This is a genomic window from Sphingorhabdus sp. (assembly GCF_044239045.1).
Taxonomy (GTDB): Bacteria; Pseudomonadota; Alphaproteobacteria; order Sphingomonadales; family Sphingomonadaceae; genus Sphingorhabdus_B.
In genome coordinates this window covers 1-14,593 of the sequence record NZ_JBIICD010000027.1, presented here as the reverse complement: position 1 = coordinate 14,593, position 14,593 = coordinate 1, and the positions used below count along the sequence as shown (strand labels likewise).

Genomic DNA, 14,593 nt, shown 5'->3' with positions numbered 1-14,593 from the left:
CGGTTTCCAGGGCTGAGGACTTCCAAGGCGAAAGCCACTTCATGCGGATATTGTCCGACATGAATGCACCTGCCGACAAGGATGTGAAACGGCTGATATTATGCTCCGGAAAGGTCGCTTACGACCTGATGGAAGCCCGCGACGCATCAGGCGACAAAAATACCAGCATTGTGCGTATTGAGCAGCTGTATCCTTTCCCGTCGGAACCGTTGATTGTTCGCCTAAAGCGTATGACCAATTTGGAAGAACTGGTTTGGGCGCAGGAAGAGCCGCGCAACGCCGGAAGCTGGTCATTCGTTGATCCTTATTTGGAAGAATGTCTCGCCGAAGCTAATGTTGGCCCGACGCGCTCCCGTTACGCTGGACGCAGGGCCGCAGCCGCGACAGCAACTGGCCTTGCCAAGCGCCATCAGGCCGAACAAGCCGCCCTGGTCGCTGAAGCGTTAGGTCATAATGTCCGCGAAGAAATCCGCCGCCAGCGTACAGGTGGCAAAAAACCAATCACCCCTCCATCCGCGTGAGGATTAGATTATGAGCACTGAAGTTAAAGTCCCCGTATTGGGCGAGTCCATCACTGAAGCGACCCTTGGTCAATGGTTGAAGAAACCAGGCGAAGCGGTGGCGATCGATGAACCGATTGCCAGCCTTGAAACTGATAAGGTTGCGGTGGAAGTGCCTTCGCCCGTTGCAGGTATCATGGGTGCCTATGCCGTCGAAGAGGGCGCGACCGTCAATGTTGGCGCAGTCATCGGATCAATTGATGCCGGAACCGGCGCGTCTAGCCCAGCCGCAGCGCCCGTTGCTGCGGCCGCAGCAGTGGCGCCAGTGGTTGCAACCACCCCAGCGCCAGCACCTGCCACCGAGGCTGAAAGTAGCGACCTGCCGCTCTCGCCCGCCGTGCGCCGCCTTGTGCTGGAACTTGGCATTGACCCAAGCAAGATCAAAGGCACCGGCAAGGACGGTCGCCTAACGAAGGAAGATGTTGTTGCTGCCGCTAAGGGTGCATCTGCTGCATCTGCCGACGCACCCGTTGCGGCTACGCCAACAACGCAAGCAACAGGCGCGCGTCAGGAAGAGCGCGTAAAGATGACGCGTCTGCGCCAAACCATCGCCAAGCGCCTGAAGTCTGCGCAGGACACAGCCGCGTTGCTGACAACGTTCAACGATGTCGACATGTCGGCGGTTATAGAAGCGCGTGCGACCTACAAAGATCTGTTTGAGAAAAAGCATGGAGTCCGCTTGGGCTTCATGGGCTTCTTCACCAAAGCCGTGGCCTTAGCTGCGCGCGATGTGCCGGCGGTTAATGCGAAGATTGAAGGCGATGAAATCGTCTATCACAATTATCTCGACGTATCCGTTGCAGTCAGTGCCCCCAACGGCCTTGTAGTGCCTGTCGTACGCAATGCGGACGCCATGAGCTTCGCGCAAATTGAAAAGGCCATTGGCGATTTTGGCGCAAAGGCGAAGGCCGGCACGTTGACGATGGATGACATGTCCGGTGGTACATTCACCATTTCAAATGGCGGCGTTTTCGGCAGCCTGATGTCAACGCCGATCATCAATCCCCCGCAATCGGCAGTGCTTGGCCTTCACCGCATTGAAGACCGCGCTGTTGTGCGCGACGGACAAGTCGTGGTGCGCCCGATGATGTATTTGGCGCTAAGCTATGACCACCGCCTCATCGATGGTCGCGAAGCTGTTACTTTCCTGAAGATCGTCAAAGAGGCGATTGAAGACCCGACCCGGTTGTTGATCGACCTTTAAGGAGCCCGAGCCATGGCAGAACATGATTACGACCTGATCGTTATTGGCGCGGGTCCAGGTGGCTATGTTGCCGCAATCCGCGCTGCCCAATTGGGGCTGAAGACCGCATGCGTAGAAAGCCGCGAAACATTGGGCGGCACATGCCTGAATGTCGGATGCATTCCGTCCAAGGCCTTGCTGCATGCGTCCGAAATGTTTCATGAGGCACAATCGGGTTCGCTGGCGAAATTCGGCATCGATTTTTCGGGCGTATCGCTCAACCTCGACCAAATGCATGCCGAAAAGGCGAAGGCTGTTGGTGAGCTGACTGGCGGAATTGAGTTCTTGTTCAAGAAGAACAAGGTCGATTGGCTGAAGGGTCGCGCGGCCTTTACCTCAGCCAACAGCGTCGATGTTGCTGGCAAAAGCTACACCGCAAAAAATATCATGATTGCGACCGGATCGTCAGTCACGCCATTGCCCGGCGTCGAGATTGACCAGAAAGTTATCGTCGATTCCACCGGCGCGCTTGCCTTGCCAAAGGTGCCAAAACATCTGGTGGTGATTGGCGGCGGGGTCATTGGCCTTGAGCTTGGCAGCGTATGGTTGCGGCTTGGCGCGCAAGTTACGGTTGTCGAATATCTTGATCAGATTTTGCCGGGCATGGACGGCGAAGTCCGCAAGGAAGCTGCCAAAATTTTCAAGAAGCAAGGCTTCAACATCCGCACCGGAACGAAAGTCACTGGCGTGACCGTGAAGGGTGCCATGGCAAAATTGACGGTGGAGCCAGCAGCGGGCGGCGCTAGCGAAACGATCGAGGCAGATTGCGTCCTTGTCGCCATTGGCCGCCGCGCAAATACCGATGGCCTTGCGCTGGATAAGGCGGGGCTCACCGTCAACGCGCGTGGCCAGATTGAGATCGGCCATGATTTCCAGACAAATGTTCCCGGTATTTATGCTGTGGGTGATGTCTGCCCCGGCCCGATGCTTGCGCACAAGGCTGAAGATGAAGGCATTGCGGCAGCAGAATTTGTCGCCGGCCTGACCGGAATCGTCAATCATGACGTCATTCCAGGTGTGGTTTATACCTATCCTGAAATCGCGAGCGTTGGCCTGACCGAAGAGGAAGCCAAAGAAAAAGCGGCGGCTTCGGGCGGAGAGATTAAAGTCGGAAAATTCCCAATGATGGCGAATAGTCGGGCAAAGACTAACCGCGACACCGACGGCTTTGTGAAGGTAATTGCCGACGCAAAAACCGACCGTGTCCTTGGGGTGCACATCATTGCGTCGATTGCTGGTAGCATGATCGCCGAAGCGTGCACTGCTATGGAATTTGGCGCAACCTCGGAAGACATCGCGTATACCTGCCACGCGCACCCGACGCATGCCGAAGCATTGAAAGAGGCCGCCATGGCGGTAACGGGCAAACCAATCCATATGTAATGATCGCGCACGCGGTCCAGATTGCACCCGCAATGGCCATTTGGTGGGGGTGGGCTATCCCCGCCTATGGCGGATAGTTAGCGCACGCGACTTGCGAATAGCCGGTTAAGATTGGCGATCTTCGGCTTATCCCATTGGACAATATACGGATGGCGTGGGTTCTTCGCCATGAAGTCCTGATGATAGGTTTCGGCAGGAAAGAAACTGAAAGGTTCGATCTTTGTGGCAATCGGTTTCTTCCAATAAGCAGCCTTATCCAATTGCGCGATATAGGCGCTGGCTGCATTTCGCTGGGCTACATTATTAGGGAAAATAGCCGTGCGATATTGCGGGCCTCGGTCGGGCCCTTGGCGATTCAATTGCGTGGGATCATGCGCCACAGAAAAGAATATGTGCAGCAAATCATTATAGCTAACGCGCGCCGGGTCATAATGAATGCGGACAGATTCTGCGTGTTTCGTCTGCCCAGCACTGACAAGACCATAATAAGCGGTCGCCTTGGTATCGCCTGAATAGCCGGATTCAACGCGGGTCACGCCCCTCACGCGCTCAAACACTGCCTCAATGCCCCAAAAGCAGCCACCTGCAAATACAGCGACCTGTCGTGTTTTAGGTTCGACAATGCGGGCGGCAGGTGCAGCTATGCGCAGACCTTCAGTAGCATGCGCGTTGCCAATTGGCGTTCCAACGTCGGACCCGCATGCAGTCACAAGGCCAAGCAGCAGGACGACATTCAGCGTGCGAATTAGGCGTTTAGCAGCGCTGTGCCGACTTTTCATGATGGGCTTTTAGGTCAGGGCCGCGCAGGCTGCTTGAATACGCAGGCACGCTTCCTTTAATATGTCCGCGGATGTGGCATAAGAAATCCGGAAACCTGGCGACAGACCAAAGGCCCCACCATGTACCGCGGCAACGCGATATTCATCGAGGAAATAATCGATGAGGTCAGCGTCGGTTTGAATGATTTTGCCCTGCGGCGTTTTCTTACCCATCACGCCAGTCGCATCAGGATAGACATAGAAGGCACCTTGGGGGGTCGGGCAGCTTAGCCCCGGCGCGTCATTCAACATCGTCACTACAAGGTCCCTACGCTCGCGGAATGCAATGTTACGTTCGCGCAGGAAGTCTTGTGGGCCGTTCAAAGCCGCCAGGACAGCATATTGGCTGATCGAGCAAGGGTTGCTGGTCGACTGCGACTGCAAATCGGCCATGGCCTTAATGAGCCAGGCCGGTCCCCCTGCATAGCCAATCCGCCACCCCGTCATCGCATAAGATTTGGAAGCGCCATTCATGGTCAGCGTGCGGTCATACAAGTCTGGGCAGACTTGAAGCATCGTCGCAAACGGCTTGGGCGCGTACCAGATATGCTCATACATATCATCGGACAGCAGCAGGACATGCGGATGTTTCAGTAGCACTTCACCCAACGCCTTGAGTTCCTCCGCATCATAAGCCGCACCGGTTGGGTTGGAAGGCGAATTCAAGATGAGCCAACGCGTCTTTGGCGTAATTGCAGCATCAAGCTGTTCCGGCGTTATCTTATAATCTTGCGCGGCAGTGGCCATGATGATGACGGGTGTGCCGCCGGCAAATTGCACAATGTCGGGATAGCTTACCCAATAAGGCGCAGGAATGATCACCTCATCGCCGGCGTCGATCGTGGCAACGAGTGCGTTGAATAAAGTGTGCTTGCCGCCCGAGTTGACCGTGATTTGCTTCGGCGAATAATCGATATTGTTATCGCGCTTGAACTTGGCGATGATGGCCTGCTTGAGCGGCGCGATGCCGTCGACGGCAGTATATTTCGTCATCCCGTCGCGGATTGCTTGAATGGCCGCGTCCTTGACGAAGTCCGGCGTGTCAAAATCCGGCTCCCCGGCAGACAGCCCGATGACATCAATCCCCTGAGATTTCAGGTCAATCACACGGCCGGACATGGCGAGCGTAGCAGAAGGAGCAATCCGCCCGAGGGCAGCCGACAAACGGTCAATCATCATCATACTTTCGCGGAATTATTGAACAGAAATTGCGTGTCTGCCCCTAATGGCTCATCAAAAATTACGCAACCCTATTGGCCCGTATCAATCCCCGCAGGCTGTTGCCGACCCAAAAGCCATCTGACAGATCGTCTATCCTCAGATCGGCTTCTAACGCTTTTCCAGACTCAATCAGTTCGCGCCGCAATATGGAAGGTAACAACCCGGTTTCCAGTCGCGGAGTTAACAACTTGCCATCGCGCTCAACAAACAGGGCAGTAATGCTGCCCTCGGTAAGCAAGCCATCGGTGCCTACAAAAACCACCTCATCACAATCGGGCCGCCCCCTGCGTGCGTCATCGTAAAAGGTGCGGTCGGACATTTTATGTCGCAGCCGGAAATCACCTGCATCAACGGGCAACGGCACTAGGCCAACCCGCCACTCGGTCACATCTTCCAACGGCCGAATCTCAACGGCTTGCGCGCCATGTCGCGACACCATCAAGCGTATTTTGGAAAGACGGTCGAGGTTGAAAATACTTTCCTGCAAATGGTTGCGCAGTTGGTGCCGGTCACATTCAAAGCCAAAGGCCGCCGCACTGGATGCCATCCGGTCAAGATGATGTTCCAACCGCAAGATACCCGCTGCGGGTTCAAACCGCATCGTTTCGATAAGATCAAAATCACGATTTTCTATTTTAGCGAAATCCCCTTTGGCCAAACATTCGGCCCATTCATCTGCTTCCATGGAATCCGCCACCACGCCAGATCCTAAGCCAAGCGAGAGGGACTGTGTTTCTGCGCACACCGTGAATGTGCGAATAGCAACGTTGAATGCCGCGTCACCATTGTCATCTATCCGGCCGATGGAGCCGCAATATATGCCGCGTGGTGCCGCTTCGACCTCTTCGACTACTTGCATCGCGCGGATTTTGGGCGCGCCGGTGATGGAGCCGCAGGGAAACAACGCCTGTATAACATCAACGGCGTCTGCCCCGTCATGCAGCAAACCAGTGACCGTAGAGGTCATCTGGTGCACTGTGGGATAGCTTTCGATATGGAAAAGTTCCGGCACCTTTACGCTGCCTGCAGCACAGACGCGCGATAAGTCATTTCGCAACAGATCTACGATCATTAGATTTTCGGCCCGTTGCTTTGGGTCTGTGCGCAGATGTTCGGCAGCTTGTGCATCCGCCGCCGGATCGATCCGCCGCTGCGCCGTCCCCTTCATGGGTTTGGTCGTGATCCTTTGGTCTTTCAATGCGAAAAACAGCTCCGGAGAGAAAGATAGATAATGTGTCTGCCCGGTCCAGATCACACCGCCATATCCAGCACGCGCGCGGGCGCGCAACGCGGCATATAATGCGAGCGGATCTCCCGCATAATCGGCGGTCAACGGGAATGTCAGATTGGCCTGATAGATATCCCCAGCACGGATATATTCCTGCACCGTGGTAAAGGCCCGGCTATAGTCGGCGCGCGATATAGCTGGACGAAGCTCAGACAGCCAGATGCCTGCAGGGTCAGGCAGCACTGACGCCACGGCATCTGCAGATATAATACTGAAATCTTTGAATAATCCAAACCATGCCAACAATCCGGATGGCGCAGGCGTCAGGCCCGGCAAGAGATGCGCGCCTGCCTCATAGCCGAAAAATCCGGCCGCATGCAGGCCGTCTTGCCGCGCCTGCCGAAGCGAAACGAGGAGCGCGCTTAGCGCATCACCATCATGGGCGGTCAGAACTTCAACCGGATTTGTATACAACCGTGCAGGTGATGCGCCGTGCGTCCGCGCATCATCGAGCAGAACGAAAGGTGCCTCTGTTGGGATCATAGTGTGGTGACTGGAGCGGGTGAGGGGAATCGAACCCCCGTATTCAGCTTGGGAAGCTGCTGCTCTACCATTGAGCTACACCCGCGCAATTTTGGCCATTTTATCCTGTAGGATAGGATTTTGCCAATGCCCAAAATCCTAGCCTTTCAAGCGTTCAGCATGCCAAGTAAGATGCTCGCCCATGAAGGTTGAGATGAAGTAATAGCTGTGGTCATATCCTGGTTGCATGCGGATGGTTGCTGGCTGACCAACCGCGGCGCACTGCTCGGTTAGCAAATGCGTTTTGAGCTGTGCCTCCAGAAAATTGTCGTCACCCCCTTGGTCAACCAAAAGGTCAGGCAAGCGGGCACCGTCAGCAATCAACGCAACGCTGTCATAAGCGCGCCACTGGGCCCTGTCTTGCCCGATATAGCCGCCCAGCGCCTTTTCACCCCAGGGGCAGCTCAATGGCGATACAATCGGCGAAAACGCGGATGTCGAACGGAACCGTCCCGGGTTTCGCAGACTGATGGTCAACGCGCCATGTCCGCCCATCGAATGCCCCATAATCGCTTGCCGTTGCATATCGGCGGGAAAATGCGCCGCAATGATGGCGGGAAGTTCATTTTCGATATAGTCGCGCATGCGATAATGCTGGTCAAACGGCGCTTGTGTAGCATCCACATAAAAGCCCGCGCCAAGACCGAAATCATAAGCGGCTTCTGCATCGTCAGGAACGCCCTCACCACGCGGGCTGGTGTCCGGCGCGATAAAGATCAAACCAAGTTCCGCACATGCACGGCGAAACTCGCCCTTCTCAGTCACATTGGCATGGGTGCATGTCAGACCCGACAGAAACCAGACGATAGGTAACACCGCACCCTTTTCATGAGGAGGCACATAGACCGAAAAGGTCATGTCGGTGCCGGTGGCGGCCGAAGCGTGGCGATACACACCTTGAACGCCGCCAAAAGCCACGTTGGTGGACACAGTTTCTAAGGTCATGCTGACTCCAATATTGGGATAGATTTAATCAGGGGTGGATGACGCCAAAAGGTCAGCGCCCGAACAAGGTCATCGGGCGCCAGCCCAACCGTCGCATTGTTGCGCAGCGGGTGGCAATTGATAAGCTCCGATGCCATCAACGTTTGATCAAGCACGAACCGCACGGCGCCAGCGGAATCATTTATCGCAGCCAAGGCGGTGACCGACCCCGGCGTGATGCCCAACAAATGCTCCATATCCTCGGCCTTGCCAAAGCTGACACGGCCGCATCCAACCGCAGCCGGCAACGCCTTTAGGTCAACACGCGCTTCTGCCGGAACGGTCACGAGATAATAGTCCCCGGCCTTGTCCTTCAAGAACAAGTTCTTGGTATGCGCCCCAGGAATGGCATCATTATGGGCGCTACTCTCAGCCACAGTAAACACGGCGGGATGTTCATAGACTTTATAGGCGACGCCGAGCGCAGCAAAGTCATTATAAAGCTGCGCTTCGGCATCGATCATGGCAAATGCCGTATCAGTCAGTGACGCGGTGCAAAGCGCACAGCTTATTACCATCGGGGTCGCGCAAATAAGCGAGATACATTTTCATGCCGCCGCCTTCGCGAATGCCGGGCGCGTCTTCAATCGCCTCGCCACCATTGTCGACGCCAGCCTGATGCCATGCATTGGCTTGATCTGGCGTCATGGCAAAGCCAATAGTGCAGCCATTGCCATGTGTTGCGGTGTTACCGTCGATTGGCTTCGTTACGATGAACATGGAGCCATTGTGAATATATATGAGGCGACCCTTTGGATCTTGAATCGCGGGCTTCCCGCCCATGGCGGCAAAGGTCGCATCGTAGAATTTCTTTGAACGGGCAATATCGTTGCTGCCGACCATCATGTGACTAAACATATTCGTTTCTCCCTTGAGTCAAATACCACAATTCCCAAGGGCTTTTCCATTAACCGCGCGGGTGCGCAAGTCTAGATTCCTGCATACCATTCATAATCACCGACATCTTCCCAATATCCACCCTTTCCGCCGTGGAATTTTGACAAGTCATCGGTCGCCTCAATGCGCATGACATATTTGGCATGCTTATATCCCAACTGTCGTTCGACCCGTAAGCGGACAGGGGCGCCATATTTTACCGGCAAGGTTTCTCCATTCATGCCCCATGCCAATATAGTCTGCGGATGAAAGGCGTCGATCATATCAATCGATTCATAATAAGGACGCGCGCCGTAATTGTCCGCACAGTGAAAGACGATATATTTGGCGCGCGGCGACAATTGCGCCTGTTGCAGCAACAGGCGCAGCGGCGTGCCTTGCCATTGCGCAATCGCGCTCCACCCCTCCACACAATCATGTCGCGTGATTTGGGTGCGCGCGGGCATTTCCCTCAGCGCATCCAAGCCGATGTCGAGTGGATTGGCGACCATGCCATCAATACGCAACCGCCAGTCTGCGAAATTGTTCTGAAGATGTGCCAAATAATCCGTCGATGTCCCCGTCAGCGACCCATTGGTTTTAAATATGGGCGAGATGTCCGACAGCGCAAATTCGGGTGCCAGAGTTGCACGGTCCGCTAAAGTGCGATGGGTTAGCTGATTGAGCCTCTCCGCACCGCGCAGTGCGGATCGAAAAGTTGCATTTTCATTCATCGCATCACAGCCGCCGAGTATCAGCGCACTACTGCCCAAAGTTGCGCCGCGCAAAAGGTCACGGCGTCGGAAGAATTTGCGATTATCTGTCATGCCAGGTCCGCCGCTTTTTCAGGTTTCGACGTCGTCACATGCCGCCCCGTAACCATCGACCTTATGCCGTTAAATGGACCGGACAGCAGCACCATGATCAAGTGCACGACCACGAACAGGGTCATCAAGGCGGCAGCGATAAAATGCAGTGACCGTGCCGACTGCCGCCCACCGAATACATCCAACAACCACGGCCAAGCCGCGTTCATCGCAGGAGACATTGTGATGCCGGTCAGAATCAACAGAGGAAGTAGTATGAATATCACGCCGATATAGCTAAATTTTTGCATTATATTATAGTGGCTTGCGCTATAATCATCGCCAAAACGAAGCCGCGCATGGTTTTTGACGTCATTCCAGAGCGCACGCGGGTTCCATTCCGCACGCCGCACGTGCAAATCCTTTCGGATGTGGCCGTTGACGAGCGACATGAACATGAAGGCGGTCAAGCCCAACGCGAAAACCCAAGCAAAGGCAAAATGCCAACGCCGCGCGGCGGCCAAATCATACCCTGTGGGTATGGTCGCCCATCCAGGAAAAGCGACACGACGCACATTCTCCTTCGCATCCAAAGACAGCCCCAATACGCCCGTTGTTTCAACGGAGGTGCTTCCGATTCTTACAAAACCCGTGGTGCGCGTGTCGTCAATTTGCAGCCATGCATAATCTTCGCGTGAGCCAAAATCGCCCCAATATAGCTGCGGATGGGCGTTGAAGATCATGAGACCACTCATCAGCAATATCATCGCGACGAACGCATTCAGCCAGTGCCAGATTCGCGTGGACAGAGCGTGCCGCTTGACCATTTTCTGTGCTATTTCAGGCGCTGCTTCCATAGACGACTCCTGACGATAGCTTATGCGGCCCTGTGCTTTTCAGCAACCGGGCTCATGCCAATATAGCTAACCAAATTGGCGACAGTATAACATGCACTAAAACACTAAAGTTATTAAAAGCTTAATGCCGCGGTGCAAAGGGCAGCTATGCAAAAGCCATCATTGTCAGACAATTAAAACTTCTCGCCCGTGAGCCGCTGGCAGAGCATGTCCAATTGGTCCAAACTGCCATATTCGAACGTCACTTCGCCGGCGCCCGTCGCATTTTTTTGCGCTATTCGGACCTTCAACCCCAAAAGATCGCCAAGATGCGTCTCGACGGCGCGGATGTCGGCATTTTCCGGGACATTTGCCCCAGAGGCTTTGCAATTCTTCGCTTTTGGCGCACGCTCCTGCTGCACAAGTGCTTCGGTCGCCCGAACGGAAAGACCGTTTTTAATGACCAGCATCGCAAGCTCGACGGCATTGTCACTGCCCAGCAGCGCGCGCGCATGCCCCATGCTGAGTTTTTCTTCGGTCACAAGATCACGCAGCGTCGGTGGCAAATCCAGCAAGCGCATCATGTTTGCGACATGGCTGCGGGACTTATGTACCAGATCAGCTAATTCAGCCGCGCTGTGCCCAAAAAGTTCCGTTAGCTTTTTATAAGCCTCCGCCTCTTCAATCGGGTTCAGGTCCTGCCGCTGGATATTTTCAAGCAGGGCAATCTCGACCGTTTCGGTGTCGTCAAAATTTCGAACGATTGCAGGCAAATCGTGCAACTGCGCGCGCTGGGCTGCGCGCCAACGGCGCTCACCAGCTACAATTTGATATCCGCCTTGGAAGGGCCGTACAACGATGGGTTGAATAATCCCGTGCCGTGCAATGCTGGCCGCCAGTTCATCCAGTTTCTCATCGGAGAAATGCCGCCGGGGCTGATTGGGGTTGGGGCGAATGTCGATGACCGATAAACTGGTCACGCCTTGGCTACGCGCATCTCGGTCTGCGGCAGAATTTCCAGAAACATTGTCGCCCCGCAGGGCTTCGCCCAACAGGGCATCCAAGCCTCGGCCAAGGCCCATTTTCTTCTTCAAGGGCGACTTTTCGGACGGATTATCGTTGCTCACGCTGCTAACTCCCGGGCCGACAGGCGGCCAATCAATTCTCGTGCAAGTTTCATATAGGCTTCGGATCCCGCGCAGCGGTGGTCATAGACCAAAGCAGGAAGTCCATGGCTGGGGGCTTCTGACAAGCGCACATTGCGCGGAATCACCGTATCAAACACCAAATCGCCCAAGCAGCTGCGTACATCGTCAGCAACTTGTTCCGTCAACCGGTTGCGCTTGTCATACATGGTGAGCGCAACGCCCAATATCGACAGCGCCGGATTAAAGCCACCCTTGATACGCTCCACGGTCTGCAGCAGTTGGCTTAACCCCTCAAGCGCGAAAAATTCGCATTGTAACGGGACGAGAAGCGAGTCGACCGCAACCAACGCATTAATCGTGATAAGCCCGAGCGAAGGGGGGCAATCTATGATGCAAATGTCCCAATGCGCGTCTGATTTATCGAACGCCGCCTTCAGTCGTCCTGTGCGATCTTCATATTCGACAAGCTCGATTTCAGCGCCGGACAAATCAACGGTGGCCGGCACCACATCCAAATTCGGGATCAGCGTGGCAATGGCGGCATCTTTCAAGGACGCGTCGCCGAGCAACAAATCATAGCTGCTATGCACGCGCTGCGCCTGCTGAAGGCCAAGTCCGGTCGAAGCATTTCCCTGGGGATCGAGATCAACCAACACACAACGCCAGCCACTTGCCGCAAGCGCCGTGGCCAGGTTGATGGCGGTGGTTGTTTTTCCGACACCACCTTTCTGATTGGCTACCGCTATTCGGATCATTCCTCTTGCCCCTGTGTTTCAAAGATGGTGCGCTTCTTGCGTTTCCCCGATAATCTACCCACAAGAATACCCGCCTCTTGGTCTGTTACACTGTCCATGGTGCGGAAATTTCCGTCCCACATAGCCTGCGCGCCGTCCCACTCCGCTTTTGCATTACGCCCCTTTGGCAAGAGCCACAAAGTGTTATTTGTCGCAAAGCGCGCGGCAAGATCAAACAATTTCGGTAAGGGTGCAAAGGCACGGGCGCTAATGACCGAGTAAGGCGCGGTTTCAAGACGCTCCAATGTGACGCCGGCAACACGCACGCGGTGCGTGAGATCAAGCATTTCAACCGCTCTTTGCAGATAATCGATTCGGCGCGCGCGCGATTCCACTAAAGTCACATGATGTTTGGTCAGCAACGCAATGACCAATCCCGGAAAGCCAGCGCCAGATCCCAAATCGAGCCAATTACTCTGTGGCGCAGAACTATCGGTAAACAGCAGCAACTGCGCGCTATCGACGATGTGGCGCGACCATATATGATCTAAGGTTGAAGCAGATATCAAATTCTGGCTCTCGGCCTCTCGCTTCAGAAATGCCACAAATGTGTCGAGGGCATCTAATGTTTCACGTGAAACATGCAGCTGGGTTTTCAACCAAGCTATGGCTTCGCTCTCAGTCATGCCGCTTGTGCTACAGCCATTTTGGCGCGCTTGGCGTGTACGAGAATGGCGGCAAGAGCAGCGGGCGTAATACCCCTGATCCGCGATGCAGCTGCCAAATTTTCAGGCCGTGACGCCTCGAGCCGCTCCACCATTTCGTGCGACAATCCGGATATGGCCCGATAATCCATAAGCGCCGACAATTGAATTTGTTCATTGGCCGCCATGTCATTTATCTCGGCCTCTTGTCGTGCCAAATAAGGTGCATAGCGACCGTCTTGTTCCAACTCCATGATCAGGTCGCGCGGCCAAGCAACGTCATCCAATTCCATCAATTGGGTAATCGATACCTGGGGAAAGCGCAGCCAATCGAACAGGGACATTTTGCCAGCGTCTTGCTTCACAGAAATACCCTGCTTGATCAGGACATCGGCGCTCACGGCTTTCTGCAACCTGTGCTGAAGTTCGCTTTGCTGCATAAGCCGATCTTGGAAATGGCGCGCGCGTTCATCGCCGACCGCACCAACTGAAATGGCCAAAGGCGTAAGCCGTGACCCAGCATTGTCGGAGCGCAAGCGTAGACGATACTCCGCCCGCGCCGTGAGCATACGATAAGGCTCGGTCACGCCTTGCAGCGTTAGATCGTCTATCATCACCGCAATGTAGCTATTGGTGCGGTCGATGGGCGGCATAGGCTGTGCCAAAATCTTCGACGCCGCGCCCATCCCGGCCACCAAGCCTTGCGCGGCCGCCTCCTCATAACCTGTGGTGCCATTAATCTGCCCCGCGCAATACAGACCCTCAAATCCGCGCACCGCGAGACTGGAATCCAAGCAGCGTGGGTCAATATAGTCATATTCCACCGCATAGCCTGGTACGACAATCTCGCATTGCGCGAGGCCAGTCATGGATCGGACCATCGCAGCCTGAATATCGGTGGGCAGCGATGTTGATATGCCATTGGGATAGATCAAATGGCTGTCGAGGCCTTCAGGCTCCAGAAACACCTGATGTCCTTCACGATCGCCGAACCGGAAAATCTTATCTTCAATCGACGGACAATAACGCGGGCCCCTGCCCTCAATATCGCCACCAAATAGTGGAGAGCGATGAAGACCAGACCGGATGATATCGTGTGTTTGGGCATTGGTGCGGGACATCGCACAGAATAATTGCGGTACAGACCGACGCGGACGCATCGATGACATCGTCCAATCATCGTCATCAGAGGGCTGCATCTCCAACTGCGACCAATCAATCGTGCGCCCATCCAGACGCGGCGGCGTGCCTGTTTTTAACCGCGCGATGGGTAGGTCGGCGCCGCGCAATTGCTGCGATAATAATATGGCAGATGCTTCGCCTACCCGGCCACCTTCGAGCCTCTCTTCGCCCCGAAATAGCTTACCGCCCAGAAAGGTTCCGGTGGCCAAAACCACCGCGGCAGAGGTGATGATAGAACCATCCCCCAAAACCAAGCCCGCAACGCGTGTCGGGGCATTTGGAAGAAAA

General features: G+C 55.0%; 14 protein-coding genes, 1 tRNA gene and 1 pseudogene. 3 read left to right on the top strand and 13 right to left on the bottom strand.

Annotation, left to right across the window (positions count from 1 at the left end; genetic code table 11):
* From sucA to lpdA, 3 genes and pseudogenes are all read left to right on the top strand, one after another.
* Window positions 1-521: pseudogene (gene sucA, locus ACILP4_RS09325) on the top strand (2-oxoglutarate dehydrogenase E1 component); the annotation flags it as partial.
* Window positions 522-531: 10 nt separating this feature from the next.
* Window positions 532-1,764: a 2-oxoglutarate dehydrogenase complex dihydrolipoyllysine-residue succinyltransferase gene (odhB, locus tag ACILP4_RS09320; protein ID WP_395620448.1), complete on the top strand. Its 1,233-nt coding sequence runs from the start codon at window positions 532-534 to the stop codon at window positions 1,762-1,764.
* A 12-nt stretch (window positions 1,765-1,776) separates the two neighbouring features.
* Window positions 1,777-3,186: a dihydrolipoyl dehydrogenase gene (gene lpdA, locus ACILP4_RS09315; protein WP_395620447.1), complete on the top strand. Its 1,410-nt coding sequence runs from the start codon at window positions 1,777-1,779 to the stop codon at window positions 3,184-3,186.
* A 77-nt stretch (window positions 3,187-3,263) separates the two neighbouring features.
* Here the strand turns inward: lpdA and msrA are convergent, their stop codons facing one another.
* From msrA to mnmG, 13 genes are all read right to left on the bottom strand, one after another.
* Window positions 3,264-3,965: a peptide-methionine (S)-S-oxide reductase MsrA gene (gene msrA, locus ACILP4_RS09310; RefSeq protein WP_395620446.1), complete on the bottom strand. Its 702-nt coding sequence runs from the start codon at window positions 3,963-3,965 to the stop codon at window positions 3,264-3,266.
* Between the two features lie 9 nt (window positions 3,966-3,974).
* The gene (locus ACILP4_RS09305; protein ID WP_395620449.1) at window positions 3,975-5,177 is read right to left on the bottom strand and encodes a pyridoxal phosphate-dependent aminotransferase; all 1,203 of its coding nucleotides are present in this window, start codon (window positions 5,175-5,177) and stop codon (window positions 3,975-3,977) included.
* Between the two features lie 67 nt (window positions 5,178-5,244).
* A complete protein-coding gene (gene pabB, locus ACILP4_RS09300) occupies window positions 5,245-6,996 on the bottom strand; it encodes an aminodeoxychorismate synthase component I (RefSeq protein ID WP_395620445.1) in 1,752 nt (583 codons plus the stop codon).
* A gap of 11 nt (window positions 6,997-7,007) precedes the next feature.
* Window positions 7,008-7,081, bottom strand: a tRNA-Gly gene (locus ACILP4_RS09295).
* 53 nt (window positions 7,082-7,134) lie between these two features.
* On the bottom strand, window positions 7,135-7,980 hold the full coding sequence (fghA, locus tag ACILP4_RS09290) for an S-formylglutathione hydrolase (protein ID WP_395620444.1): 846 nt from the start codon (window positions 7,978-7,980) through the stop codon (window positions 7,135-7,137).
* Window positions 7,977-8,483 carry a prolyl-tRNA synthetase associated domain-containing protein gene (locus ACILP4_RS09285; protein ID WP_395620443.1) on the bottom strand — a complete coding sequence of 169 codons (507 nt, stop codon included), beginning with the start codon at window positions 8,481-8,483 and terminating at the stop codon, window positions 7,977-7,979. Before ACILP4_RS09285 ends, fghA begins: the two co-directional genes overlap by 4 nt.
* Before the next feature lie 13 nt (window positions 8,484-8,496).
* The gene (locus ACILP4_RS09280) at window positions 8,497-8,877 is read right to left on the bottom strand and encodes a VOC family protein (protein ID WP_395620442.1); all 381 of its coding nucleotides are present in this window, start codon (window positions 8,875-8,877) and stop codon (window positions 8,497-8,499) included.
* Window positions 8,878-8,948: 71 nt separating this feature from the next.
* The gene (locus tag ACILP4_RS09275) at window positions 8,949-9,722 is read right to left on the bottom strand and encodes a molybdopterin-dependent oxidoreductase (protein ID WP_395620441.1); all 774 of its coding nucleotides are present in this window, start codon (window positions 9,720-9,722) and stop codon (window positions 8,949-8,951) included.
* Entirely contained in the window at window positions 9,719-10,558 is an 840-nt protein-coding gene (locus tag ACILP4_RS09270; RefSeq protein ID WP_395620440.1) for a cytochrome b/b6 domain-containing protein, read from the bottom strand. Before ACILP4_RS09270 ends, ACILP4_RS09275 begins: the two co-directional genes overlap by 4 nt.
* Window positions 10,559-10,731: 173 nt before the next feature.
* Complete coding sequence (locus ACILP4_RS09265; protein ID WP_395620439.1) at window positions 10,732-11,664, bottom strand: ParB/RepB/Spo0J family partition protein; 933 nt, start codon at window positions 11,662-11,664, stop codon at window positions 10,732-10,734.
* A complete protein-coding gene (locus ACILP4_RS09260) occupies window positions 11,661-12,440 on the bottom strand; it encodes a ParA family protein (RefSeq protein WP_395620438.1) in 780 nt (259 codons plus the stop codon). The genes ACILP4_RS09265 and ACILP4_RS09260 overlap by 4 nt, the downstream gene beginning before the upstream one ends.
* Complete coding sequence (rsmG, locus tag ACILP4_RS09255; protein WP_395620437.1) at window positions 12,437-13,105, bottom strand: 16S rRNA (guanine(527)-N(7))-methyltransferase RsmG; 669 nt, start codon at window positions 13,103-13,105, stop codon at window positions 12,437-12,439. The genes ACILP4_RS09260 and rsmG overlap by 4 nt, the downstream gene beginning before the upstream one ends.
* The coding region (gene mnmG / locus ACILP4_RS09250) for a tRNA uridine-5-carboxymethylaminomethyl(34) synthesis enzyme MnmG (RefSeq protein ID WP_395620436.1) at window positions 13,102-14,593 on the bottom strand (1,492 nt) is incomplete at its 5' end. The genes rsmG and mnmG, both read right to left, overlap by 4 nt.

What these genes read in the sequence shown, in the direction of transcription:
- odhB (WP_395620448.1), top strand. Translation starts at nt 532, where the DNA reads ATGAGCACTGAAGTTAAAGTCCCCGTATTGGGCGAGTCCATCACTGAA.
- lpdA (WP_395620447.1), top strand. Translation starts at nt 1,777, where the DNA reads ATGGCAGAACATGATTACGACCTGATCGTTATTGGCGCGGGTCCAGGT.
- msrA (WP_395620446.1), bottom strand. Translation starts at nt 3,965, where the DNA reads ATGAAAAGTCGGCACAGCGCTGCTAAACGCCTAATTCGCACGCTGAAT.
- pabB (WP_395620445.1), bottom strand. Translation starts at nt 6,996, where the DNA reads ATGATCCCAACAGAGGCACCTTTCGTTCTGCTCGATGATGCGCGGACG.
- fghA (WP_395620444.1), bottom strand. Translation starts at nt 7,980, where the DNA reads ATGACCTTAGAAACTGTGTCCACCAACGTGGCTTTTGGCGGCGTTCAA.
- ACILP4_RS09285 (WP_395620443.1), bottom strand. Translation starts at nt 8,483, where the DNA reads ATGATCGATGCCGAAGCGCAGCTTTATAATGACTTTGCTGCGCTCGGC.
- ACILP4_RS09280 (WP_395620442.1), bottom strand. Translation starts at nt 8,877, where the DNA reads ATGTTTAGTCACATGATGGTCGGCAGCAACGATATTGCCCGTTCAAAG.
- ACILP4_RS09275 (WP_395620441.1), bottom strand. Translation starts at nt 9,722, where the DNA reads ATGACAGATAATCGCAAATTCTTCCGACGCCGTGACCTTTTGCGCGGC.
- ACILP4_RS09270 (WP_395620440.1), bottom strand. Translation starts at nt 10,558, where the DNA reads ATGGAAGCAGCGCCTGAAATAGCACAGAAAATGGTCAAGCGGCACGCT.
- ACILP4_RS09260 (WP_395620438.1), bottom strand. Translation starts at nt 12,440, where the DNA reads ATGATCCGAATAGCGGTAGCCAATCAGAAAGGTGGTGTCGGAAAAACA.
- rsmG (WP_395620437.1), bottom strand. Translation starts at nt 13,105, where the DNA reads ATGACTGAGAGCGAAGCCATAGCTTGGTTGAAAACCCAGCTGCATGTT.